Below are 23,916 nucleotides of genomic sequence, written 5' to 3' on the forward strand. Positions count from 1 at the left end.
GTAAATGGCTCAGGTCTTTAATTTCAGTTCAGGTCCGGCAATGCTACCGGCGGATGTGCTTAAACAGGCTCAGCAGGAGCTTTGCGACTGGCAGGGTCTTGGTACATCGGTGATGGAAATTAGCCATCGTGGAAAAGAGTTTATCCAGGTGGCGGAAGAGGCAGAAAAAGATTTTCGCGATCTGCTGAATATTCCCTCGAACTACAAAGTATTGTTCTGCCACGGCGGCGGGCGCGGTCAGTTTGCCGGCATCCCGCTGAATCTGCTCGGCGACAAAACCACCGCAGACTACGTTGATGCCGGCTACTGGGCCGCCAGCGCAGTGAAAGAAGCCAAAAAATACTGCACCCCGAATGTTATCGACGCCAAAATTACTGTTGATGGCCTGCGCGGCGTGAAGCCGATGAGTGAATGGCAGCTGTCCAGCGACGCTGCGTACCTTCACTACTGCCCGAACGAGACTATCGACGGCATCGCCATTCATGAAGAGCCGAACTTTGGCGACAACGTGGTTGTAACGGCTGATTTGTCCTCAACCATTCTCTCTGGCCCGCTGGATGTCAGCCGCTACGGCGTGATTTATGCTGGCGCGCAGAAGAACATTGGCCCGGCTGGTTTAACGTTGGTGATTGTCCGCGAAGATCTGCTGGGCAAAGCGCACCAGGCCTGCCCGTCGATTCTGGACTATACCGTTCTGAATGATAACGACTCCATGTTTAACACCCCGCCGACCTTCGCCTGGTATCTTTCTGGCCTTGTCTTCAAATGGTTGAAGAAAAATGGCGGTGTGGCGCAGATGGACAAGATCAATCAGCAAAAAGCGAGCCTTCTGTATAGCGCGATTGATGGCAGCGGCTTCTATCGCAACGACGTGGCCAGCGCGAATCGTTCTCGCATGAACGTGCCGTTCCAGTTGGCTGACAGCAATCTTGATAAGCTGTTCCTCGATGAGTCCTTCGCGGCGGGTCTGCATGCCCTGAAAGGCCACCGCGTGGTCGGCGGCATGCGTGCTTCCATCTACAATGCGATGCCGCTGGAAGGCGTCAAAGCGCTGACTGATTTTATGGCCGACTTCGAACGTCGCCACGGTTAATTGCGCGAGTTTTTCACCCCCGTAGCCTCGCTGCGGGGTTTTTATTATGTTGATTTGAGAGTTAAGTTTCATGGAATCCCTGACGTTACAACCGATCGCGCGGGTAGATGGCACCATTAATCTGCCTGGTTCAAAAAGTGTCTCGAACCGCGCCCTGCTGCTGGCTGCTCTGGCAAATGGCACCACTGTTCTCACTAACCTGCTGGATAGTGACGACGTTCGCCATATGCTGAATGCGCTGAACGCGTTAGGTGTTCAGTACACGCTGTCAGCCGATCGTACGCGTTGTGAAGTGACGGGCAACGGCGGTGCGCTGCAAACTGTCGACGAGCTGGAGCTGTTTCTCGGCAACGCGGGTACGGCAATGCGCCCTCTGGCGGCGGCGCTGTGCCTGGGCAGCAACAATGTTGTGCTGACCGGCGAGCCACGCATGAAAGAGCGTCCGATCGGTCATCTGGTGGATGCCCTGCGTCAGGGCGGCGCGCAGATTGACTATCTGGAGCAGGAAAATTACCCACCACTGCGTCTTCGCGGTGGATTTACGGGCGGCGACGTAGCGGTAGACGGTAGCGTTTCCAGCCAGTTCCTGACGGCGCTGCTGATGACGGCACCGCTGGCGTCTCAGGATACGCTAATCACCATCAAAGGGGATTTGGTTTCCAAACCCTACATTGATATCACTCTGCATCTGATGAAGACCTTTGGCGTCGAGGTGGAAAACCAGGCGTATCAGCGCTTCGTGGTGCGTGGTGCGCAGCAGTATCAGTCGCCGGGCCACTATCTAGTGGAAGGGGATGCGTCATCCGCCTCCTATTTCCTCGCCGCCGGTGCAATTAAAGGCGGCACGGTGAAAGTCACCGGTATCGGGCGTAACAGCGTTCAGGGCGACATTCGCTTTGCCGATGTGCTGGAAAAAATGGGCGCAGTCATCACCTGGGGCGATGATTTTATCGCCTGTACCCGCGGTGAGCTGAACGCGATCGATATGGACATGAACCATATTCCTGATGCGGCGATGACCATTGCGACGGCAGCGCTGTTTGCCAAAGGCACCACAACGCTACGTAATATCTATAACTGGCGCGTAAAAGAGACCGACCGCCTGTTCGCGATGGCGACGGAGCTGCGTAAAGTGGGCGCTGAAGTGGAAGAGGGCGAAGACTACATTCGCGTGACGCCACCAGCCAAACTGCAGATTGCAGAGATCGGGACATACAACGATCACCGTATGGCGATGTGTTTCTCGCTGGTGGCCTTGTCCGATACGCCAGTGACCATTCTGGACCCGAAATGCACCGCAAAAACGTTCCCGGACTATTTCGAACAGCTGGCGCGCATCAGCACACTTGCCTGATTCTTCCCTGGATGAGACGAAAAAGCCGACCACGAGTCGGCTTTTTTTATCCCTGCATGAACACCACCTCCTATGGAGGTGGTCAGCAATAAGTTGGCTCTGCCAATAATGCTACTCATGGGAAAATCCGAATCTGTTATCCCCATAACTGATAAGGATTTAACCATGAGTAGATTCCAGAAAGCATCTCATGTGCTCTGGTGTTGTCAATATCATATCGTATGGACACCCAAGTACCGATTTCGCATCCTTAGGAACAATGTTGGTAAAGAGGTCTACAGGCAGATAAGGATCTCAAGCGAGCAGCTCGGGATAGAAGTGGTAGAGCTGAATGTTCAGATAGATCGTGTCCATCTACTGGTAAAAGTCCCGCCACGTCTTTCTATTTCACATGTGATCGGTCATTTGAAAGGTAAAACAGCCCTTAGGTTGTTCAGCAAATTTCCCCACCTGCGGAAGAACAAGCTGTGGGGAAATCACTTTTGGGCACGAGGTTACTGCGTGGATACCGTAGGTATAAATGAAGAAATGATCAGAAAGTACGTGAAATATCAGGAAAAGCATGAAGTTGAAGAGAGCCAGCTTCCACTAAAAGAGGTGTGAAGGGAAGGCTCTCAGAGTCTGGACTTAGTACGCCCCTATGGGGCGTTATCAATGCCACCTGCTATGCAGGTGGTTTTTTACGTCCCGTTTCAAACTTTTTTCATGACGCCGTGGAGTGCTATCTTCCCGTGAACGTTGTGGGTTAACCCATAATTTTTCAATATGTTAATCAACGGAAGATAGATATGAAAAATCGTAAACTGCTTTTATCTCTGGCCATTGCCGCTACGCTTCTTGCTGGCTGTAAAAATATGAACGGCGTCGATCCTAACGGGATTGCGAGCGCCGGTATGTCGGCCTATAAAGCCGCGACGCTCTCTGACGCCGATGCCAAAGCCATCGCCAACGGCGGCTGTAAAGAACTGGACAGCCAAAATGAGATTGCAGGCGCCTCAAGCAAATATACTAAGCGCATCAATAAAATAGCGAAGGCGCTAGGTAACACTATTAACGGCACGCCGGTTAACTATAAGGTCTATTTGACCAGCGACATCAACGCCTGGGCAATGGCCAATGGCTGCGTTCGTGTGTACAGCAGTCTGATGGATATGATGACGGACAATGAAGTCGAAGGGGTGTTAGGCCATGAGCTCGGGCACGTGGCGCTGGGCCATTCCCGTAAAGCGATGCAGACGGCCTATGCGACTGTTGCCGCTCGCGATGCTGTTTCGGCAACCAGCGGGGTGGCGTCTCAGCTCACGCAGTCTCAGTTAGGTGATATTGCGGAAGGGGCGATAAATTCTGCATTCTCGCGCAGTCAGGAGTCTGAGGCAGATGATTTCTCCTACGATTTACTCAAAAAACGTAAAATCAGCACCGCGGGTTTAGCCAGCAGTTTCGATAAACTGGCTGCACTCGACAGCGCCCACGCTAAATCCCTGTTTGATTCTCATCCGCCATCGACAGAACGTGCGCAGCATATCCGCGACCGTATTGCGGCAGATAAGAAGTAACGCTTTGACTTACGGGCTGGTTTTACGCCAGTCCGTCCTTTGATGCCTATTTCTTCTACACTCACCTTCAAACATTCCGTTATTTGCAAGCAACATTAACGGTTGCGGGCAATGGCGCGTATAATGCGCGGCGTTTATGTAACTGACGCCTTTAATGAAGGAGAGAACGATGACAGCAATTGCCCCGGTAATTACCATTGATGGGCCAAGCGGTGCGGGTAAAGGCACCTTGTGCAAAGCGATGGCGGAAGCATTGCAATGGCATCTTTTAGATTCGGGCGCGATCTATCGCGTACTGGCGTTAGCGGCGTTGCATCATCATGTGGACATGGCTTCTGAAGAGGCCCTGGTGCCTCTGGCTGCGCACCTTGATGTCCGCTTTGTGTCCACCAACGGCAATCTTGAAGTCATCCTTGAAGGGGAAGACGTGAGCGGTGAAATCCGCACCCAGGAAGTGGCAAATGCGGCTTCGCAGGTGGCGGCGTTCCCGCGCGTTCGTGAAGCGCTCTTACGTCGTCAGCGCGCTTTCCGTGAAGCGCCGGGCCTGATTGCGGATGGTCGTGACATGGGAACGGTGGTGTTTCCTGATGCGCCGGTGAAAATTTTCCTTGACGCTTCCTCGGAAGAACGCGCGCAACGTCGTATGCTTCAGTTGCAGGAAAAGGGCTTTAGTGTTAACTTTGATCGCCTTTTATCCGAGATAAAAGAGCGCGATGACCGCGATCGTAATCGTGCTGTAGCGCCACTTGTTCCGGCAGACGATGCCTTAGTGCTCGATTCTACCCGATTAACTATTGAGCAAGTGATTGAAAAAGCGTTACAATACGCGCGCCAGAAATTGGCACTCGCTTAATCGCGACAGATTCGTAGTGCCCCGCTGCAATGGATTGACGGTGGGTATGTGAAACAACCCCATCCGGCATGGAGCCAGGTGGACGTTATATTAACCTGAAGATTAAACATGACTGAATCTTTTGCTCAACTATTTGAAGAATCCTTAAAAACAATCGAAACCCGTCCGGGTTCCATCGTTCGTGGTGTTGTTGTTGCTATCGACAAAGATATCGTACTGGTTGACGCCGGTCTGAAATCTGAGTCTGCCATTCCGGCAGAGCAGTTCAAAAACGCCCAGGGCGAGCTGGAAATCCAGGTTGGTGACGAAGTTGACGTTGCACTGGATGCAGTAGAAGACGGCTTCGGTGAAACTCTGCTGTCCCGTGAGAAAGCTAAACGTCACGAAGCTTGGATCACGCTGGAAAAAGCTTACGAAGAAGCTGAAACTGTAGTCGGTGTTATCAACGGCAAAGTTAAAGGTGGCTTCACTGTTGAGCTGAACGGTATTCGCGCGTTCCTGCCAGGTTCTCTGGTAGACGTTCGTCCGGTTCGCGACACGCTGCACCTGGAAGGCAAAGAGCTTGAGTTCAAAGTAATCAAGCTGGACCAGAAGCGTAACAACGTTGTTGTTTCTCGTCGTGCCGTTATCGAATCCGAGAACAGCGCAGAGCGCGATCAGCTGCTGGAAAACCTGCAGGAAGGCATGGAAGTTAAAGGTATCGTTAAGAACCTCACTGACTACGGTGCATTCGTTGATCTGGGTGGCGTTGATGGCCTGCTGCACATCACCGACATGGCGTGGAAACGCGTTAAACACCCAAGCGAAATCGTGAACGTTGGCGACGAAATCACTGTTAAAGTGCTGAAGTTCGACCGCGAGCGCACTCGTGTATCCCTGGGCCTGAAACAGCTGGGCGAAGATCCATGGGTCGCTATCGCTAAACGTTACCCAGAAGGTACTAAACTGACTGGTCGCGTTACCAACCTGACCGACTACGGCTGCTTCGTTGAAATCGAAGAAGGCGTTGAAGGCCTGGTGCACGTTTCCGAAATGGACTGGACCAACAAAAACATCCACCCATCCAAAGTTGTTAACGTTGGTGATGTAGTGGAAGTGATGGTTCTGGATATCGACGAAGAACGTCGTCGTATCTCCCTGGGCCTGAAACAGTGCAAAAACAACCCATGGCAGCAGTTCGCGGAAACCCACAACAAGGGCGACCGTGTTGAAGGTAAAATCAAGTCTATCACTGACTTCGGTATCTTCATCGGCCTGGACGGCGGCATTGACGGCCTGGTTCACCTGTCTGACATCTCCTGGAACGTTGCAGGCGAAGAAGCAGTACGTGAATACAAAAAAGGCGACGAAATCGCTGCAGTTGTTCTGCAGGTTGACGCAGAACGTGAGCGTATCTCTCTGGGCGTTAAACAGCTCGCAGAAGATCCGTTCAACAACTGGGTTGCACTGAACAAGAAAGGCGCAATCGTAAACGGTAAAGTGACTGCAGTTGACGCTAAAGGCGCAACCGTAGAACTGGCTGACGGCGTTGAAGGTTACCTGCGCGCTTCTGAAGCTTCACGTGACCGCGTTGAAGATGCAACTCTGGTTCTGAGCGTTGGCGACGACGTTGAAGCTAAATTCACCGGTGTTGACCGTAAGAACCGTGCAATCAGCCTGTCTGTTCGTGCTAAAGACGAAGCTGATGAGAAAGATGCAATCGCAACTGTTAACAAACAGGAAGATGCAGGTTTCTCTAACAACGCAATGGCTGAAGCTTTCAAAGCAGCTAAAGGCGAGTAATTCAAGTTCTCTAAATCGTTTGGGCGGTAACAAGGCAACCAGCCTGAGAGCCCCAGCCACTTACTCAAGTAAATGACTGGGGTGGAACAGGCGAAGTTAACGCAGTGACCGCTCGAAGGATGACGAGCAGACTTGACAGATTGCAGGATTCGTTCTGTAATCAATAACAAAGGGCGGCTACGGCCGCCCTTGTTTAATAAGCTGTTCAGCTAATTGGTTTGAAGGAACCGGAGGAATCATGACCAAGTCAGAATTGATTGAAAGACTTGCCAGCCAACAATCGCACATCCCCGCAAAAGCAGTGGAAGATGCAGTGAAAGAGATGCTAGAGCATATGGCCTCGACTCTTGCACAAGGCGAGCGCATTGAAATCCGCGGTTTCGGTAGTTTCTCTCTGCATTATCGTGCTCCACGAACCGGGCGTAACCCGAAGACTGGCGATAAAGTCGACCTGGAAGGCAAATACGTTCCGCACTTTAAGCCGGGTAAAGAACTGCGCGATCGCGCCAATATTTACGGAAACTGAGTTTTAGCTTTCGGGCGAACTGGGTTTTCAAAAGAAAGCACCTTCGGGTGCTTTTTTCTTATCTATTTTTAAATATCTGAAGCAGCGCTGCAACTCAGCATGGCTGTTTCTGCAACCAGAAAGATTCTCTTCGGCAATGGCTGCAACCGCGTATTTTCCTGCCTGACTCGCCCAACGCCATACAGCAAACTGTCCCTAAACAGGGAGGTGTGTGTGGGTATTCCGGTCATCAGTGCATGTTTAATTTCAGCTATCTTGCCATTACTTTGGCTGCCTTCGCTCCCCGGTTTGCCAGTCGTCTGGGTAAGCATTGCAGTTGGCATCCTACTGGCACTGCAACGTCTGGTTTATCTGCGGTATGTGGGGCTATGGCTGGTGTTTTTTGCCTGGGGAGTCTTGGCGGCGCTGGAGTGCGTATGGCCGATGCAAAACCTGACGGCCGGGCCACAGCGGGCAGAAATCGTTATCACAGGTACAGATGGCGCCACCACCCATCAGGCCATGATTGTCAGCCTTGGCGGCAAGCCCTGGTTCTCGACGACAGGTGTCATGCTCTACGGAAATTACTTGCCGCAGGCGGTTTGTGCAGGACAACGCTGGGCGGTGACGCTGCGTCTTCGCGCGGTGCATGGCGAGCTTAACGAAGGCGGTTTTGATTCGCAGCGCTATGCGCTTGCTTCGCATCAGCCTCTGACCGGTCGCTTCACTCATGCCGAGGCGATTGATACCACGTGCAGCCTGCGGTCCCGCTATCTCGCATCTCTTACCTCAACGCTCTCACCCTATACATGGGGTTCTGTCATTCTTGGGTTGGGAATGGGGGAGCGTCTGGCAGTCTCACAAGAAGTGAAAAAATTGATGCGTGAGACCGGGACTTTGCACCTGATGGCGATTTCGGGTCTGCACATTGCGCTTGCAGCCTCAATTGTTTGGCTCATCGTTCGTGGACTTCAATTTTTACTCCCATGCCATTGGATTAACTGGCGTGCACCATTACTCGCCGGAGTCTGCTTCGCGGCGTTTTATGCCTGGCTTACAGGAATGCAGCCGCCAGCGTTACGGACCGTCGTCTCTCTTACCGTGCTGGCATTGCTGCGTCTGAGTGGACGGCAATGGTCACCGTGGCAGGTCTGGTTATGTTGTGTGGCGGCCATCCTGTTTATCGATCCATTGGCCGTACTTTCACAAAGTCTGGCACTCTCCGCCTTTGCCGTTGCGACCCTTATTTTCTGGTATCAGTGGCTGCCCCTGCCAAAATGGCAACTTCCGCGGTGGTTAAAACCTCTGCCAGCACTGTTGCATTTGCAACTTGGGATGCTGTTTTTACTACTGCCGCTTCAGGTCAGCATTTTTCATGGCATGAGTCTTTCTTCTGTAATCGCGAATCTCTTTGCCGTACCGCTGGTCACGTTCATATCCGTCCCCTTGATCCTGGCCGGAATGTTGCTGCATCTTTGTGCGTTGAATGTATTGGAAATCAAGGTCTGGTTTCTGGCTGATAAATCGCTGGATCTGCTTTTTGGATTGCTAAAAAAATTACCGGATGGCTGGATTGATATTGATGAGCGCTGGCTCCCCGTCACCTGTCTTCCGTGGATTGCCGTGATGGCATGGCGTTTACGTACCTGGCGGTCAGCCCCCGCAGTCTGTCTTGCAATCAGCGTATTGCTGACGTTTCCCTTGTGGCGCTCTCAGAAAACCGAAGGCTGGACGGTGCATATGCTGGATATCGGTCAGGGACTGGCCATGGTAGTTGAGCGACAGGGAAGGGCGATTTTGTATGATACCGGCTTAGCCTGGCCGGGGGGCGACAGTGCACAACAGCAAATTATCCCCTGGCTGCGCTGGCACCATCTGACGCCAGAAGGGGTGATTATCAGTCATGAACACATGGACCATATTGGCGGATTACACTCTCTCCAAAAAGCATGGCCGTCAATATGGATAAGAAGTCCACTCGGCTGGGGCGGACATCAGCCCTGTTTTCGTGGCGAGCAATGGCAGTGGCAGGGCCTGATCTTTACGGCGCACTGGCCGCCGAAAGGGTATCAGGTGCAGGGAAATAACCGCTCGTGCGTCGTGAAAATTGACGACGGTGAGCACAGCGTATTACTCACCGGCGACATTGAGGCAAAAGCCGAGCAACTGATGTTAAGTCATCGTTGGCAATATCTAACGTCTACACTTATCCAGGTGCCGCACCATGGGAGTAATACCTCGTCATCACTGACGCTCATTCAGCGCGTGGAAGGGAAGGTCGCTTTGGCCTCTGCGGCACGCTATAACGCATGGCATTTTCCGTCAGCAAAAGTCGTTCGACGCTACAAAAAGGAGGGCTATTCTTGGCTCGATACACCGCAATCTGGGCAAATATCGGTACATTTTTCGCCACATGGCTGGCAAATCCGACGCTTACGAGATCAAATTTTACCTCGTTGGTATCATCAGTGGTTTGGCGCGCCCGTCGATAACGGGTAGAATATGCGGCTATTTCAACAAATGCTGGTTTTTTGAATGCATAACGACAAAGATCTCTCCACGTGGCAGACCTTCCGCCGACTCTGGCCGATGATTGCACCCTTTAAAACAGGTCTGATCGTGGCGGGTGTCGCGTTAATCCTCAACGCAGCAAGTGATACCTTCATGCTATCGCTCCTCAAACCGTTACTGGACGACGGTTTTGGTAAAACGGATCGCTCAGTGTTGCTATGGATGCCTCTGGTGGTTATCGGACTGATGATCTTACGCGGCGTCACCAGCTATATCTCCAGCTACTGTATTTCCTGGGTATCGGGAAAAGTGGTCATGACCATGCGCCGTCGACTGTTCAGCCATATGATGGGCATGCCGGTCTCCTTCTTTGACAAGCAGTCCACCGGGACCTTGCTGTCGCGCATCACCTACGATTCTGAGCAGGTTGCGTCGTCATCGTCCAGCGCACTGATTACCGTAGTGCGTGAAGGCGCATCGATCATCGGCCTGTTTATCATGATGTTCTACTACAGCTGGCAGCTGTCGATCATTCTCATCGTGCTGGCGCCAATTGTCTCGATCGCTATCCGCGTCGTCTCCAAGCGTTTCCGCAACATCAGTAAAAACATGCAGAACACCATGGGGCAGGTGACCACCAGCGCAGAGCAGATGCTGAAAGGCCATAAAGAAGTGCTTATTTTTGGCGGTCAGAATGTCGAAACCAAGCGCTTTGATAAGGTCAGCAACAAAATGCGTCTGCAAGGGATGAAAATGGTTTCGGCCTCTTCCATCTCCGATCCGATCATTCAGCTGATTGCCTCTCTGGCGCTGGCATTTGTACTGTATGCCGCGAGCTTCCCAAGCGTCATGGAGACCTTAACCGCAGGTACTATCACCGTGGTCTTCTCGTCGATGATTGCACTGATGCGTCCGCTGAAATCTCTGACGAACGTCAACGCCCAGTTCCAGCGCGGTATGGCCGCCTGCCAGACGCTGTTTAGCATCTTGGATACGGAACAGGAAAAAGACGAAGGCAAACGCGTGATCGACCGCGCCAACGGTGACGTTGAATTCCGTAATGTGACCTTTACTTATCCAGGCCGCGAAACGCCTGCGCTGCGTAATATCAACCTGAACATTCCGGCTGGTAAAACGGTTGCGCTGGTGGGCCGCTCTGGTTCAGGTAAATCGACCATTGCCAGCCTGATGACCCGTTTCTACGACATCGACGAAGGCGAAATTCTCCTCGATGGTCACGATCTGCGGGAATATACTCTGCAGTCGCTGCGTAATCAGGTCGCGCTCGTCTCGCAGAACGTTCATCTGTTCAACGATACGGTCGCCAACAACATTGCTTACGCCCGTACCGAAGAGTACAGCCGTGAAGCCATCGAAAACGCGGCGCGTATGGCCTACGCGATGGACTTCATCAATAAGATGGATAACGGTCTTGATACCGTGATCGGCGAAAACGGCGTACTGCTCTCCGGCGGCCAGCGCCAGCGTATTGCGATTGCCCGTGCGCTGCTGCGTGACAGCCCGATTCTTATCCTCGACGAAGCCACTTCGGCACTCGATACCGAGTCTGAACGCGCCATTCAGTCGGCGCTGGATGAACTGCAGAAAAACCGCACCTCACTGGTGATTGCGCACCGTCTGTCGACTATCGAGCAGGCGGATGAAATCGTGGTTGTGGAAGACGGTCTGATCGTTGAACGTGGAAGTCATGCGGATCTCATTGAGCATCGCGGCGTTTACGCTCAGCTTCATAAAATGCAGTTTGGCGCATGATTGCACGCATCTGGTCCGGGGAATCACCTCTCTGGCTACTGCTGTTGCCGCTCTCCTGGCTATACGGCCTGGTGAGCGGCATCATCCGTTTGTGCTATCGCCTGGGGCTGAAAAAAGCCTGGCGAGCACCGGTGCCGGTTGTGGTCGTCGGGAATCTTACCGCCGGAGGCAACGGTAAAACGCCCGTTGTGATCTGGCTGGTGGAACAGCTGACAAACCGGGGTGTGCGTGTCGGCGTGGTCTCACGAGGTTACGGTGGAAAAGCCGAGCAGTATCCACTGCTCCTGACCTCTCAGACCACCACGGCACAGGCCGGAGACGAACCGGTATTGATCTTTCAGCGTACCGGAGCGCCTGTCGCTGTCTCTCCTAATCGCAGCGAAGCCGTTCAGGCATTGCTGGCCGAACATCCGCTGCAAATTATCATCACCGACGACGGCTTACAGCATTACGCCCTGGCGAGAGACAAAGAGATCGTGGTGATTGACGGTGAGCGTCGTTTCGGCAACGGCTGGTGGTTACCTGCCGGGCCAATGCGCGAACGTGCGTCTCGTTTGCGCTCCGTCGATGCCGTTATTGTGAACGGTGGCGAAGCACGGGCTGGCGAAATCCCCATGGCCTTAAAGCCCGGACTGGCAGTCAATCTGCTGACCGGTGAACAGCGGGACATAAACGCGTTGCCTTGTCTGGTCGCCATGGCAGGTATCGGTCATCCTCCGCGGTTTTTTGCCACCCTGGAAAGCAGCGGGGCAAAGCTTGAAAATCGAATTCCTCTCGCCGACCATCAGGCGCTGACGCTGGAGAGCGTTGAACCTCTGGCGACTCCTCACCAGAATCTGATCATGACCGAAAAAGACGCCGTTAAATGCCGCGCCTTTGCCAAAGCCAACTGGTGGTATCTGCCCGTTGATGCACAGCTCAGCGGCGAACAGCCAGAACGCCTGCTCCAGGAACTGATAGCGCTGGTGCGCTAAGTCGAATGCGGTTCTGGTAGCGCGATGACTTACAGGAAAATGCATGTCACTACCGCAACTCTCACTCAGCGCCGCCCGCCATTTGCATCTTGCCGCGCAAGGTCTACTGAAAAAGCCCCGCCGTCGCGCACAGCCTGCCGATATTCTCTCTGCAATCCAGCGCATGTCCCTGTTGCAAATCGACACCATTAATATTGTTGCCCGCAGTCCCTATCTGGTGCTTTTTAGCCGCCTTGGGAATTATCCGGCTCAGTGGCTTGATGATGCGCTGAGCCGGGGCGATCTGATGGAATACTGGGCGCATGAAGCCTGTTTTCTGCCGCGTACCGATTTCGGGCTGGTGCGCCATCGCATGCTCGCGCCGGAGAACATGGGCTGGAAGTACCGGAAGGAATGGATGCAGGAAAATGCCGACGAAATCGACCAGCTGATTGCGCATATTCAGGACAACGGCCCGGTGCGTTCTGCCGATTTCGAACATCCGCGTAAAGGCACGAGCGGCTGGTGGGAGTGGAAACCGCATAAGCGCCATCTGGAGGGGCTGTTTACCTCGGGACAAGTCATGGTGGTGGAGCGACGCAATTTCCAGCGCGTGTACGATCTTACCCACCGGGTGATGCCGCACTGGGACGACGAACGCGATCTGCTGGACCAAACCGCTGCCGAAGCGATCATGCTGGAAAACAGTGCCCGTAGCCTGGGGATTTTTCGTCCGCATTGGCTGGCGGATTACTATCGTCTGCGTCAGCCGGCGCTGAAACCGCTGCTTGAACGCTGGCAGGAAAACCAACGCGTCGTGCGCGTCGAGGTTGAAACGCTGGGGGAAATGTGGCTCCATGCCGATCTCCTCCCGCTTCTGCCGCAGGCTCAGGCCGATAAGCTGACCGCGACGCATAGCGCCGTATTGTCGCCGTTCGACCCGGTGGTCTGGGATCGTAAACGCGCAGAACAGCTGTTTGATTTTACCTATCGCCTCGAATGTTACACGCCCGCGCCGAAACGTCAGTTCGGCTATTTCGTCTTACCGCTGCTGCATAAGGGGCGGTTGGTCGGACGGATGGACGCGAAAATGCACCGCAAAACAGGCGTGCTGGAAGTCATTGCGTTGTATCTGGAAGCGGGGGTTAAAGTCAGTGCAACGCTTGAAAAAGGTCTCACGTTGGCGCTCAACGAATTCGCCATCTGGCAGCAGGCCCGACAAATCACTCTGGGGCGGCTGCCGGACGGGTTATTTGAGGGCTGTCGGAGTGGCTGGGAAATAGACATAGCCTGAAAAAGGAATGTGGTAAGCTTTAGCGATTACCTATACGGAGGAACTATGGATCACCGTTTACTTGAAATTATTGCCTGCCCGGTGTGCAACGGCAAACTGTATTACAGCCAGGATAAGCAAGAGCTGATTTGCAAACTGGATAATCTGGCTTTCCCGTTTCGTGACGGCATTCCTGTCCTGCTGGAAACCGAAGCCCGTACGCTGGCGGCAGAAGAGAGCAGACCATGAGTTTTGTTGTCATCATTCCGGCACGATTCGCATCCACCCGTTTACCGGGCAAACCGCTGGTCGATATTAACGGTAAGCCGATGATTGTTCACGTTCTCGAGCGGGCGCGTGAATCGGGTGCCGAGCGCGTGATTGTTGCCACGGATCATGAAGAGGTTGCGCGTGCGGTCGAAGCGGCGGGCGGCGAAGTGTGCATGACGCGCGCGGATCACCAGTCGGGCACCGAAAGGCTGGCCGAAGTCGTCGAAAAATGCGGTTTCAGCGATGACACGGTAATCGTTAACGTGCAAGGCGATGAGCCGATGATCCCGGCGGTGATTATCCGCCAGGTCGCGGAAAACCTCGCGCAGCGCCAGGTCGGAATGGCAACACTGGCCGTGCCGATTCATCACGCGGAAGAAGCATTTAACCCCAATGCTGTCAAAGTGGTGATGGACGCGGAAGGTTACGCGCTCTATTTCTCCCGTGCGACCATTCCCTGGGATCGCGATCGTTTTGCGCAGTCCAAAGAGGCGATTGGCGATACTTTCCTGCGTCATTTGGGCATTTACGGCTACCGGGCGGGCTTTATTCGCCGCTACGTGACCTGGGCACCAAGCCCGCTGGAGCACATCGAAATGCTCGAGCAGCTGCGCGTGCTGTGGTACGGCGAAAAAATCCATGTGGCTGTTGCACAGGAAGTGCCTGGAACCGGCGTCGATACCCAGGAAGATCTCGAACGCGTACGCGCGGAACTGAAATAAATCTCCCGCATCCCCCCGTTCTGGGGGGATGTTCTACCGCCTCGTTTTTATCGCATTTTTCTACGTTCAAATTGATCTCATAAGGGTGACATCTGTCAGCTACACGCTCATTATGAAAGCAGTAGTTTTGATGGGGGTAATCTCATATGGAACAGTTGCGTGCTGAGCTGAGCCACCTGCTGGGTGAGAAACTCAGTCGGGTGGAGTGCGTGAGTGAGAAAGCGGACACTTCCCTGTGGTCGCTGTACGACAGTAACGGAAATCCCATGCCGTTAATGGCGAGAAGCTTTACCTCCCCCGGCGTCGCCAGGCAGCTGGCCTGGAAAATGTCGATGCTGGCACGTAGCGGGACGGTGCGGATGCCGACAGTGTATGGGGTTATGACCCACGAAGAACATCCCGGCCCGGATGTGCTGCTGATAGAGCGCCTGCGCGGTGTCCCGGTCGAAGCACCTGCAAGAACACCGGATCGTTGGGAGCAGCTTAAAGATCAGATTGTCGAAGGGCTACTGTCCTGGCACCGACAGGACAGCCGTGGGCTGGTCGGGCCGGTAGACAGCACCCAGGAAAACCTTTGGCCACTGTGGTATCGCCAGCGGGTCGAAGTGCTCTGGGGAACCCTCAACCAGTTCAACAATACCGGCCTGAGCATGCAGGATAAGCGTATTTTATTCCGCACCCGCGAATGTTTGCCGACGATGTTTGAGGGCTTTAACGATAACTGCGTGCTGGTTCATGGCAACTTTACCCTGCGCAGCATGCTGAAAGACGCCCGAAGCGATCAGCTTCTGGCGATGGTGGGGCCGGGGATTATGCTGTGGGCACCGCGCGAATATGAACTGTTCCGCTTAGGCGAAAGCGCGCTGGCAGAGAGCTTAATGTGGCACTATCTGCAGCGAGCGCCAGTCTCGGAATCTTTCCTCTGGCGCCGCTGGCTGTACCTGTTGTGGGATGAAGTCGCGCAGCTCGTTAATACCGGGCGTTTTAACCGCGCGAACTTCGATATGGCTACAAAATCACTCCTGCCCTGGCTCGCCTGACGAGCCTTTGAGCCACTGCCAGAGTCGCCCGAGGGATTCATACCCGACGCGATCGCTGTGCATCAGCCAGACCGGCGACGGGATCACGCGCTCCCAGGGATTGAGCGGCGCGTCGATCGCCAGCTGATTCGCCGGTGCGGGCAGGGGATGCAATCCGGCATGTTCAAAGAAAATCATCGCTCGCGGCAGATGCGAGGCGGACGTCACCAGCAGGAAAGGCGCATTGCCGATAGCCTGTTTCACGGCAGCAGCCTCTTCTTCCGTATCTTTCGGGCTATCGAGGGTAATAATCGCCGAGCGCGGCACGCCGAGCGATTCTGCCACCCGCGCTCCAGCCTCTGCGGTGCTGACCGGATTCGTTTTAGCGGCGGCGCCCGTAAAGATCATTTTCGATCCCGGATTGCTCAGCCACAGGCGGATCCCTTCATTGAGGCGCGGCAAACTGTTGTTAATCAGGTTGGAGCTGGGCGCCCATTTATCGTCCCAAGTATAACCGCCGCCCAACACCACGATGTACTCCACTTTCTGATTTCCCTGCCACGTCGGGTACGTGTTTTCGATGGGGCGCAACAACCTGTCTGCCACCGGTTGCAGGCTTAACAGCAGTAGCGCCAGCCAGCCGGTGGTGATCACGATTTTGCCACTTCGCTGAAAACGGGTGAACCACACCAGCAGCAGCCCGAGCGCAATGAACATCAGCAGGAGAGGGAGGGGAAGCATCATCCCTCCAATGTATTTCTTTAGGGTAAAAAGCATCCTTTTTGGTTCCTTTTTTAACCATACAGCAGGTGATTACACGCGATATTACACCAGAGAGGTTCATTCTCCGCGCGGGTGTGACAAAATAGCGGTTTTGCTGCTAGCGGATGGAACTCTCCCAATGCGGGATCGCAATTTTGATGACATCGCGGAAAAGTTTTCGCGGAACATTTACGGCACCACCAAGGGGCAGTTACGTCAGACGATCCTCTGGCAGGATCTGGATAACGTGCTGGCCACCTTTGGTGACCGAAAGTTGCGGGTACTGGATGCGGGCGGCGGTGAAGGTCAGACGGCCATTTTAATGGCGCAGCGCGGCCATCACGTCACGCTTTGCGATCTTTCTGCTGAAATGGTGGCGCGTGCGAAACGCGCGGCAGAAGAGAAAGGTGTGAGCGACAACATGCATTTTATACATTGCGCCGCTCAGGACATTGCGCAGCATTTGGAAACGCAGGTTGATCTGATATTGTTTCATGCTGTGCTGGAATGGGTCGCCGAACCTCAGGAAATGTTAAAAACCCTGTGGTCTGTGCTCACGCCCGGCGGCGCGTTGTCGCTGATGTTCTACAATGCTAACGGCCTGCTGATGCGTAACGTGCTGGTGGGCAATTTCGGCTATGTGCAACAGGGCATGTATAAAAAGAAACGGCGCACGCTTTCGCCGGATTTTCCACGCGATCCGCAGCAGGTCTATGGCTGGCTGGAAGAGATGGGGTGGGAGATCACCGGGAAAACGGGCGTCAGGGTTTTTCATGATTATCTGCGCGATAAACAAAAACAGCATGACTGTCTTGACGCTTTAACAGAAATAGAAACGCGGTATTGCCGTCAGGAACCCTTTATCAGTCTTGGGCGATATATTCACGTCATCGCGCGCAAGCCGCAGAAGCAAGGATAATTTATGAGTGAATTTTCCCAGACAGTCCCCGAACTGGTTGCCTGGGCCAGGAAAAACGATTTCTCCATCTCGCTGCCGGTAGACAGGCTCTCTTTCCTGCTGGCGGTCGCTACGCTGAACGGCGAACGTCTGGATGGGGAAATGAGCGAGGGTGAACTGGTGGATGCGTTCCGCCATGTCAGTGATGCGTTTGAGCAAACCAGCGAAACCATTAGCGTGCGTGCCAACAACGCGATCAACGAGATGGTGCGTCAACGTCTGCTGAACCGCTTTACAAGCGAGCAGGCGGAAGGAAACGCCATCTATCGTCTGACACCGCTGGGCATCGGCATTACGGACTATTACATCCGTCAGCGCGAATTCTCCACGCTGCGCCTCTCCATGCAGCTATCGATCGTGGCGGGCGAGCTTAAACGGGCGGCGGATGCTGCGGACGAAAATGGGGATGAATTTCACTGGCATCGAAATGTCTACGCGCCGCTGAAATACTCGGTGGCCGAAATTTTCGACAGTATCGATCTCACTCAGCGTCTGATGGACGAGCAGCAGCAGCAGGTGAAAGACGATATCGCACAGCTGCTGAATAAAGACTGGCGTGCGGCTATCTCCAGCTGCGAGCTGCTGTTGTCTGAAACGTCCGGGACCCTGCGTGAACTGCAGGACACGCTGGAAGCTGCAGGGGATAAACTCCAGGCGAATCTGCTGCGCATCCAGGATGCGACGCTGGCGCATGACGATCTGCATTTTGTCGATCGCCTGGTCTTCGATCTGCAAAGCAAACTCGACCGTATTATTAGCTGGGGCCAGCAGTCGATCGATCTGTGGATCGGCTATGACCGCCACGTGCATAAATTCATCCGTACCGCCATCGACATGGACAAGAACCGCGTGTTCGCCCAGCGTCTGCGTCAGTCGGTACAAAGCTATTTCGATGCGCCATGGGCGCTGACCTACGCCAACGCCGATCGTCTGCTGGATATGCGCGACGAAGAGATGGCGCTGCGCGACGAAGAGGTCACCGGCGAACTGCCGCCGGATCTGGAGTTTGAAGAATTCAACGAAATTCGTGAGCAACTTGCCGCGATGATCGAAGAACAGCTGGCCGTCTACAAAACCAGACAAGTGCCGCTGGATCTCGGCCTCGTGGTGCGCGACTATCTGGTGCAATACCCGCGTGCGCGCCATTTTGATATCGCCCGCATCGTCGTCGACCAGGCCGTTCGCCTGGGCGTCGCGCAAGCAGATTTCACCGGCCTGCCGCCGAAGTGGCAGCCGATTAACGATTACGGAGCCAAGGTACAGGCGCATGTCATTGACAAATATTGAACAAGTGATGCCAGTTAAACTGGCCCAGGCGCTGGCAAATCCGTTATTTCCGGCGCTGGACAGCCAGCTGCGTGCCGGTCGTCACATTGGTCTTGACGAGCTGGATAATCACGCTTTTCTGATGGACTTCCAGGAGTATCTGGAAGAGTTTTATGCCCGTTACAACGTCGAGTTGATCCGCGCGCCAGAAGGCTTTTTCTACCTGCGCCCGCGCTCCACGACGCTGATCCCACGCTCTGTGCTGTCTGAGCTGGACATGATGGTGGGCAAAATTCTTTGCTATCTCTACCTCAGCCCGGAACGTCTGGCCAACGAAGGCATCTTCACTCAGCAAGAGCTGTATGACGAGCTGTTGAGCCTCGCAGACGAAGGCAAGCTGCTTAAGCTTGTGAACAACCGCTCCACCGGGTCGGATCTTGACCGCCAGAAGTTACAGGAAAAAGTCCGCTCTTCCCTGAACCGCCTGCGCCGTCTGGGGATGGTCTGGTTTATGGGCCACGACAGCAGCAAATTCCGCATTACCGAATCCGTGTTCCGCTTTGGCGCTGATGTGCGCACTGGCGATGACCCGCGTGAAGCGCAGCTGCGCATGATCCGCGACGGTGAAGCCATGCCTATCGAAAATAATTTGCAGCTCAATGATGAGAATGAAGAGAGTCAGCCGGATAGCGGGGAGGAAGAGTAATGATTGAACGCGGTAAATTTCGTTCGCTAACGCTGGTTAACTGGAACGGTTTCTTTGCCCGAACCTTCGATCTGGATGAGCTGGTCACCACGCTCTCCGGCGGTAACGGGGCGGGTAAATCCACCACCATGGCGGCGTTCGTCACGGCGCTGATCCCTGATTTGACGCTGCTTCACTTCCGTAACACCACCGAAGCGGGTGCGACGAGCGGGTCTCGTGATAAAGGTCTGCACGGTAAGCTGAAGGCGGGCGTCTGTTATTCGGTGTTGGATGTGATCAACTCCCGCCACCAGCGTGTGGTGGTCGGTGTGCGCCTGCAACAAATTGCGGGCCGCGACCGTAAAGTCGACATCAAACCTTTCGCCATCCAGGGGCTGCCAACGTCGGTTCAACCGACGTCACTGCTGACGGAAACCCTTAACGATCGTCAGGCGCGCGTACTGCCGCTGAATGAACTGAAAGAAAAGCTCGAAGCAATTGAAGGCGTCCAGTTTAAACAGTTCAACTCGATCACTGATTATCACTCGCTGATGTTTGATCTGGGCGTTGTCGCGCGTCGTCTGCGCACCGCGTCGGACCGTAGCAAATACTATCGCCTGATTGAAGCCTCCCTGTACGGCGGGATTTCCAGCGCCATCACCCGCTCCCTGCGCGACTACCTGTTGCCGGAAAACAGCGGCGTGCGTAAAGCCTTCCAGGACATGGAAGCGGCGCTGCGTGAAAACCGCATGACGCTGGAAGCGATTCGCGTCACCCAGTCTGACCGCGACCTGTTCAAACATCTGATCAGCGAAGCGACCAACTACGTGGCGGCGGATTACATGCGTCACGCCAACGAGCGACGCATTCATCTGGATAAAGCGCTGGAGTACCGCCGCGAGCTGTTTACCTCTCGTAAGCAGCTGGTGGCTGAGCAGTACAAACACGTTGAGATGGCCCGCGAGCTGGGCGAACACAACGGTGCCGAAGGCGATCTGGAAGCCGATTATCAGGCGGCCAGCGATCATCTGAATCTGGTGCAAACTGCCCTGCGCCAGCAGGAGAAAATCGAGCGCTACGAAGCCGATCTCGATGAGCTGCAGATCCGTCTCGAAGAGCAAAACGAAGTGGTGGCAGAAGCCGCCGATATGCAGGAAGAGAAAGAGGCGCGCGCCGAGGCCGCCGAGCTGGAAGTGGATGAGCTGAAAAACCAGCTGGCCGACTACCAGCAGGCTCTCGATGTTCAGCAAACCCGTGCCATCCAGTACACCCAGGCATTACAGGCGCTGCAACGCGCGAAAGAGCTGTGTCACCTCCCGGATTTAACGCCGGATAGTGCCGACGAGTGGCTGGAGACCTTCCAGGCAAAAGAACAGGAAGCGACGGAGAAATTGCTCTCCCTCGATCAGAAAATGAGCGTGGCGCAGGCCGCGCACAGTCAGTTCGAACAGGCATATCAGCTGGTTGCGGCGATCAACGGCCCGCTGGCGCGCAGTGATGCCTGGGAAGTGGCGCGCGACTTGCTGCGCGATGGCGTCAATCAGCGCCATCTGGCGGAGCAGGTTCAGCCGCTGCGTATGCGTCTGAACGAGCTGGAACAGCGTCTGCGTGAACAGCAAGAGGCGGAACGCCTGCTGGCCGAATTCTGCAAGCGCCAGGGTAAGCATGTCGATATCGACGATCTGGAAACGCTGCATCAGGAACTGGAAGCGCGTATCGCGTCTCTGTCTGACAGCGTCTCCAGCGCGAGCGAGCAGCGCATGGTTCTGCGCCAGGAGCTGGAACAGCTGCAGTCCCGCACTCAGACGCTGCTGCGACGTGCGCCAGTCTGGCTGGCCGCGCAAAGCAGCCTGAACCAGCTGAGCGAGCAGTGTGGTGAAGAGTTCGAGTCTAGCTCAGAAGTAACCGAATACCTGCAACAGCTGCTTGAGCGCGAGCGCGAAGCCATTGTTGAGCGTGACGAAATCGGCGCGCGTAAAAACGCCGTCGATGAAGAGATTGAACGCTTAAGTCAGCCAGGCGGCGCGGAAGATTCGCGTCTTAATGCGCTGGCGGAACGTTTTGGTGGCGTGCTGTTGTCCGAAATTTATGACGACGTCAGCCTTGAAGATGCGCCGTATTACTCTGCGCTGTATGGCCCGTCCCGTCATGCGATCGTCGTGCCGGATTTATCGCTGATTGCCGATCAACTGGAAGGGCTGGAAGAGTGTCCGGAAGATCTCTATTTGATCGAAGGGGATCCGCAGTCCTTCGATGACAGCGTGTTCAGCGTCGATGAGCTGGAAAAAGCGGTGGTCGTGAAAGTTGCCGATCGCCAGTGGCGTTATTCTCGCTTCCCGACGCTGCCGATCTTTGGTCGCGCCGCGCGTGAAAACCGCATCGAAAACCTGCATGCCGAACGTGAAACCCTGTCTGAACGCTTCGCGACCCTGTCGTTTGACGTGCAGAAAACCCAGCGTTTGCACCAGGCCTTCAGCCGCTTTATCGGCAGCCACGTTGCGGTTGCCTTTGAGCCGGATCCAGAAGCCGAGATCCGTAAACTCAATACCCGTCGCGGCGAACTTGAGCGCGCCCTGAGCAATCATGAAAATGATAATCAGCAGAGCCGCGTACAGTTTGAACAGGCGAAAGAGGGCGTTGCCGCCCTGAACCGTATCCTGCCGCGTCTGAATCTGCTGGGTGACGAAACCCTCGCCGATCGCGTGGATGAAATTCAGGAACGCCTGGATGAAGCTCAGGAAGCCGCGCGCTTCGTCCAGCAGCACGGCAATCAGCTCGCGAAACTGGAGCCTGTGCTGTCGGTTCTGCAAAGCGATCCGGAACAGTATGAACAGCTGAAAGAAGATTATGCGTACTCCCAGCAGGTGCAGCGTGATGCGCGCCAGCAGGCGTTCGCACTGACCGAAGTGGTGCAGCGTCGCGCGCACTTTGGTTACAGCGACTCGGCAGAAATGCTGAGTGGCAACAGTGATTTGAACGAAAAACTGCGCCAGCGTCTGGAGCAGGCAGAAGCAGAACGTAGCCGCAGCCGTGATGCGTTGCGCAGCCACGCCGCACAGCTGAGTCAGTACAATCAGGTGCTGGCATCGCTGAAAAGCTCCTTCGACACCAAGAAAGAGCTGCTCACCGATCTGCATAAAGAGCTGCAGGATATCGGCGTTCGCGCGGACAGCGGGGCGGAAGAGCGTGCGCGCATTCGCCGCGATGAGTTGCACAGCCAGCTGAGCAACAACCGTTCACGCCGTCACCAGCTGGAAAAAGCCCTGACACTGTGCGAAGCGGAGATGGATAACCTGACCCGTCGCCTGCGTAAGCTGGAACGCGATTACCACGAGATGCGCGAGCAGGTCGTGACCGCCAAGGCGGGCTGGTGTGCGGTGATGCGCATGGTGAAAGACAATGGCGTCGAGCGTCGTCTGCACCGTCGCGAGCTGGCCTATCTCTCTGGCGATGAGCTGCGTTCAATGTCGGATAAAGCGTTGGGTGCTCTGCGTCTTGCGGTGGCGGATAACGAACATCTGCGCGATGTGCTGCGTATGTCTGAAGATCCAAAACGTCCTGAGCGCAAAATTCAGTTCTTCGTGGCGGTTTATCAGCACCTGCGTGAACGTATTCGCCAGGACATCATTCGCACGGACGATCCGGTCGAAGCGATCGAACAGATGGAGATCGAACTGGGTCGCCTGACAGAAGAGCTGACCTCCCGCGAACAGAAGCTGGCCATCAGCTCTCGCAGCGTGGCGAACATTATTCGCAAAACGATCCAGCGCGAGCAGAACCGTATCCGGATGCTCAACCAGGGTCTGCAGAGCGTGTCGTTCGGCCAGGTGAACAGCGTTCGTCTGAACGTTAACGTCCGTGAAGCGCACGCCACGCTGCTGGATGTGCTCTCAGAGCAGCACGAGCAGCATCAGGATCTGTTTAACAGCAACCGTCTCAGCTTCTCCGAAGCGCTGGCGAAACTGTATCAGCGCCTGAATCCGCAGATTGATATGGGCCAGCGTACGCCGCAAACCATTGGTGAAGAGCTGCTGGATTACCGTAACTATCTGGAAATGGAAGTTGAGGTTAACCGTGGTTCTGACGGCTGGCTGCGTGCAGAATCCGGCGCACTTTCTACCGGCGAAGCGATCGGTACCGGGATGTCGATTCTGGTGATGGTCGTGCAGAGCTGGGAAGATGAAGCGCGCCGCCTGCGTGGCAAGGATATCTCGCCGTGTCGCCTGCTGTTCCTTGATGAGGCCGCGCGTCTGGATGCCCGTTCAATCGCAACGCTGTTCGAGCTGTGCGACCGTCTGGATATGCAGCTGATTATCGCGGCACCTGAGAACATCAGTCCGGAAAAAGGCACCACGTACAAACTGGTGCGTAAAGTGTTTAATAATACCGAACATGTTCACGTCGTGGGGCTGCGCGGTTTCGCGCCGCAGCCTCCGGAGTCGTTACCGGGTACGGCTGACGCGTCTTAACGCGTTTTGATAAAAAGGGCGGCACACAGGTGCTGCCCTTTTTATTTGCTTAACTTGCGCTCAGGGCTGCGTTATCTTTAAACTTCTTTACATAAGGCAAGGCAGTAGCGTG

At 54.8% G+C, this 23,916-nt stretch carries 19 protein-coding genes; 18 read left to right on the forward strand and 1 reads right to left on the reverse strand.

The genetic code is table 11. From position 1 onward, the window contains the following. Nucleotides 1–4 precede the first annotated feature (4 nt). From serC to ABIE11_RS20125, 14 genes are all read left to right on the forward strand, one after another. On the forward strand, nucleotides 5–1,093 hold the full coding sequence (serC, locus tag ABIE11_RS20060) for a 3-phosphoserine/phosphohydroxythreonine transaminase (protein WP_429185231.1): 1,089 nt from the start codon (nucleotides 5–7) through the stop codon (nucleotides 1,091–1,093). A gap of 70 nt (nucleotides 1,094–1,163) precedes the next feature. Then, nucleotides 1,164–2,447, forward strand: coding sequence for a 3-phosphoshikimate 1-carboxyvinyltransferase (aroA, locus tag ABIE11_RS20065; protein ID WP_429185232.1), 1,284 nt, complete (start codon nucleotides 1,164–1,166; stop codon nucleotides 2,445–2,447). 165 nt (nucleotides 2,448–2,612) lie between these two features. Beyond that, the gene (gene tnpA / locus ABIE11_RS20070; protein ID WP_429185294.1) at nucleotides 2,613–3,050 is read left to right on the forward strand and encodes an IS200/IS605 family transposase; all 438 of its coding nucleotides are present in this window, start codon (nucleotides 2,613–2,615) and stop codon (nucleotides 3,048–3,050) included. A gap of 185 nt (nucleotides 3,051–3,235) precedes the next feature. Continuing rightward, a complete protein-coding gene (locus ABIE11_RS20075) occupies nucleotides 3,236–4,003 on the forward strand; it encodes a M48 family metallopeptidase (protein WP_100776999.1) in 768 nt (255 codons plus the stop codon). Nucleotides 4,004–4,172: 169 nt separating this feature from the next. Next, nucleotides 4,173–4,856: a (d)CMP kinase gene (gene cmk / locus ABIE11_RS20080; RefSeq protein ID WP_100776998.1), complete on the forward strand. Its 684-nt coding sequence runs from the start codon at nucleotides 4,173–4,175 to the stop codon at nucleotides 4,854–4,856. A gap of 108 nt (nucleotides 4,857–4,964) precedes the next feature. Continuing rightward, nucleotides 4,965–6,638, forward strand: a complete 1,674-nt coding sequence (rpsA, locus tag ABIE11_RS20085) for a 30S ribosomal protein S1 (RefSeq protein WP_100776997.1) — start codon at nucleotides 4,965–4,967, stop codon at nucleotides 6,636–6,638. A 238-nt stretch (nucleotides 6,639–6,876) separates the two neighbouring features. Further along, the gene (gene ihfB / locus ABIE11_RS20090) at nucleotides 6,877–7,164 is read left to right on the forward strand and encodes an integration host factor subunit beta (RefSeq protein WP_012016828.1); all 288 of its coding nucleotides are present in this window, start codon (nucleotides 6,877–6,879) and stop codon (nucleotides 7,162–7,164) included. A gap of 213 nt (nucleotides 7,165–7,377) precedes the next feature. After that, the gene (locus tag ABIE11_RS20095; protein ID WP_429185295.1) at nucleotides 7,378–9,642 is read left to right on the forward strand and encodes a ComEC family protein; all 2,265 of its coding nucleotides are present in this window, start codon (nucleotides 7,378–7,380) and stop codon (nucleotides 9,640–9,642) included. Nucleotides 9,643–9,678: 36 nt separating this feature from the next. Then, complete coding sequence (gene msbA / locus ABIE11_RS20100) at nucleotides 9,679–11,427, forward strand: lipid A ABC transporter ATP-binding protein/permease MsbA (protein WP_100776995.1); 1,749 nt, start codon at nucleotides 9,679–9,681, stop codon at nucleotides 11,425–11,427. Continuing rightward, a complete protein-coding gene (lpxK, locus tag ABIE11_RS20105; RefSeq protein WP_429185234.1) occupies nucleotides 11,424–12,401 on the forward strand; it encodes a tetraacyldisaccharide 4'-kinase in 978 nt (325 codons plus the stop codon). Before msbA ends, lpxK begins: the two co-directional genes overlap by 4 nt. A gap of 43 nt (nucleotides 12,402–12,444) precedes the next feature. Further along, nucleotides 12,445–13,674, forward strand: a complete 1,230-nt coding sequence (locus ABIE11_RS20110; RefSeq protein ID WP_429185235.1) for a winged helix-turn-helix domain-containing protein — start codon at nucleotides 12,445–12,447, stop codon at nucleotides 13,672–13,674. Nucleotides 13,675–13,719: 45 nt separating this feature from the next. After that, complete coding sequence (gene ycaR, locus ABIE11_RS20115; RefSeq protein WP_095281446.1) at nucleotides 13,720–13,902, forward strand: protein YcaR; 183 nt, start codon at nucleotides 13,720–13,722, stop codon at nucleotides 13,900–13,902. Next, complete coding sequence (gene kdsB / locus ABIE11_RS20120) at nucleotides 13,899–14,645, forward strand: 3-deoxy-manno-octulosonate cytidylyltransferase (protein ID WP_100776992.1); 747 nt, start codon at nucleotides 13,899–13,901, stop codon at nucleotides 14,643–14,645. Before ycaR ends, kdsB begins: the two co-directional genes overlap by 4 nt. Nucleotides 14,646–14,791: 146 nt before the next feature. Continuing rightward, the gene (locus ABIE11_RS20125; protein ID WP_100776991.1) at nucleotides 14,792–15,685 is read left to right on the forward strand and encodes a YcbJ family phosphotransferase; all 894 of its coding nucleotides are present in this window, start codon (nucleotides 14,792–14,794) and stop codon (nucleotides 15,683–15,685) included. Here the strand turns inward: ABIE11_RS20125 and elyC are convergent. Then, complete coding sequence (gene elyC, locus ABIE11_RS20130; RefSeq protein WP_181827569.1) at nucleotides 15,662–16,441, reverse strand: envelope biogenesis factor ElyC; 780 nt, start codon at nucleotides 16,439–16,441, stop codon at nucleotides 15,662–15,664. The genes ABIE11_RS20125 and elyC overlap by 24 nt on opposite strands. 124 nt (nucleotides 16,442–16,565) lie before the next feature. Between elyC and cmoM the strand changes: the two genes are divergently transcribed. The 4 genes from cmoM to mukB are packed head-to-tail and all read left to right on the forward strand — an operon-like array spanning nucleotide 16,566 to nucleotide 23,804. Next, entirely contained in the window at nucleotides 16,566–17,345 is a 780-nt protein-coding gene (cmoM, locus tag ABIE11_RS20135) for a tRNA uridine 5-oxyacetic acid(34) methyltransferase CmoM (protein ID WP_102105759.1), read from the forward strand. Between the two features lie 3 nt (nucleotides 17,346–17,348). Continuing rightward, nucleotides 17,349–18,671 (forward strand): chromosome partition protein MukF, encoded by a 1,323-nt coding sequence (mukF, locus tag ABIE11_RS20140; RefSeq protein ID WP_100776988.1) that lies wholly within the window; start codon nucleotides 17,349–17,351, stop codon nucleotides 18,669–18,671. Continuing rightward, nucleotides 18,652–19,356 carry a chromosome partition protein MukE gene (gene mukE, locus ABIE11_RS20145; protein WP_100776987.1) on the forward strand — a complete coding sequence of 235 codons (705 nt, stop codon included), beginning with the start codon at nucleotides 18,652–18,654 and terminating at the stop codon, nucleotides 19,354–19,356. The genes mukF and mukE overlap by 20 nt, the downstream gene beginning before the upstream one ends. Beyond that, nucleotides 19,356–23,804: a chromosome partition protein MukB gene (mukB, locus tag ABIE11_RS20150; RefSeq protein ID WP_100776986.1), complete on the forward strand. Its 4,449-nt coding sequence runs from the start codon at nucleotides 19,356–19,358 to the stop codon at nucleotides 23,802–23,804. Before mukE ends, mukB begins: the two co-directional genes overlap by 1 nt. Nucleotides 23,805–23,916: the final 112 nt, after the last annotated feature.

This window comes from Lelliottia sp. 489 (genome assembly GCF_050435885.1).
In the GTDB taxonomy this organism is placed as follows: Bacteria; Pseudomonadota; Gammaproteobacteria; order Enterobacterales; family Enterobacteriaceae; genus Enterobacter; species Enterobacter nimipressuralis.

Excerpts from the sequence above, each read along its gene's own strand:
- serC (WP_429185231.1), top strand. The coding sequence starts at position 5 with ATGGCTCAGGTCTTTAATTTCAGTTCAGGTCCGGCAATGCTACCGGCG.
- aroA (WP_429185232.1), top strand. The coding sequence starts at position 1,164 with ATGGAATCCCTGACGTTACAACCGATCGCGCGGGTAGATGGCACCATT.
- tnpA (WP_429185294.1), top strand. The coding sequence starts at position 2,613 with ATGAGTAGATTCCAGAAAGCATCTCATGTGCTCTGGTGTTGTCAATAT.
- ABIE11_RS20075 (WP_100776999.1), top strand. The coding sequence starts at position 3,236 with ATGAAAAATCGTAAACTGCTTTTATCTCTGGCCATTGCCGCTACGCTT.
- cmk (WP_100776998.1), top strand. The coding sequence starts at position 4,173 with ATGACAGCAATTGCCCCGGTAATTACCATTGATGGGCCAAGCGGTGCG.
- rpsA (WP_100776997.1), top strand. The coding sequence starts at position 4,965 with ATGACTGAATCTTTTGCTCAACTATTTGAAGAATCCTTAAAAACAATC.
- ihfB (WP_012016828.1), top strand. The coding sequence starts at position 6,877 with ATGACCAAGTCAGAATTGATTGAAAGACTTGCCAGCCAACAATCGCAC.
- msbA (WP_100776995.1), top strand. The coding sequence starts at position 9,679 with ATGCATAACGACAAAGATCTCTCCACGTGGCAGACCTTCCGCCGACTC.
- lpxK (WP_429185234.1), top strand. The coding sequence starts at position 11,424 with ATGATTGCACGCATCTGGTCCGGGGAATCACCTCTCTGGCTACTGCTG.
- ABIE11_RS20110 (WP_429185235.1), top strand. The coding sequence starts at position 12,445 with ATGTCACTACCGCAACTCTCACTCAGCGCCGCCCGCCATTTGCATCTT.
- ycaR (WP_095281446.1), top strand. The coding sequence starts at position 13,720 with ATGGATCACCGTTTACTTGAAATTATTGCCTGCCCGGTGTGCAACGGC.
- kdsB (WP_100776992.1), top strand. The coding sequence starts at position 13,899 with ATGAGTTTTGTTGTCATCATTCCGGCACGATTCGCATCCACCCGTTTA.
- ABIE11_RS20125 (WP_100776991.1), top strand. The coding sequence starts at position 14,792 with ATGGAACAGTTGCGTGCTGAGCTGAGCCACCTGCTGGGTGAGAAACTC.
- elyC (WP_181827569.1), bottom strand. The coding sequence starts at position 16,441 with ATGCTTTTTACCCTAAAGAAATACATTGGAGGGATGATGCTTCCCCTC.
- cmoM (WP_102105759.1), top strand. The coding sequence starts at position 16,566 with ATGCGGGATCGCAATTTTGATGACATCGCGGAAAAGTTTTCGCGGAAC.
- mukF (WP_100776988.1), top strand. The coding sequence starts at position 17,349 with ATGAGTGAATTTTCCCAGACAGTCCCCGAACTGGTTGCCTGGGCCAGG.
- mukE (WP_100776987.1), top strand. The coding sequence starts at position 18,652 with ATGTCATTGACAAATATTGAACAAGTGATGCCAGTTAAACTGGCCCAG.
- mukB (WP_100776986.1), top strand. The coding sequence starts at position 19,356 with ATGATTGAACGCGGTAAATTTCGTTCGCTAACGCTGGTTAACTGGAAC.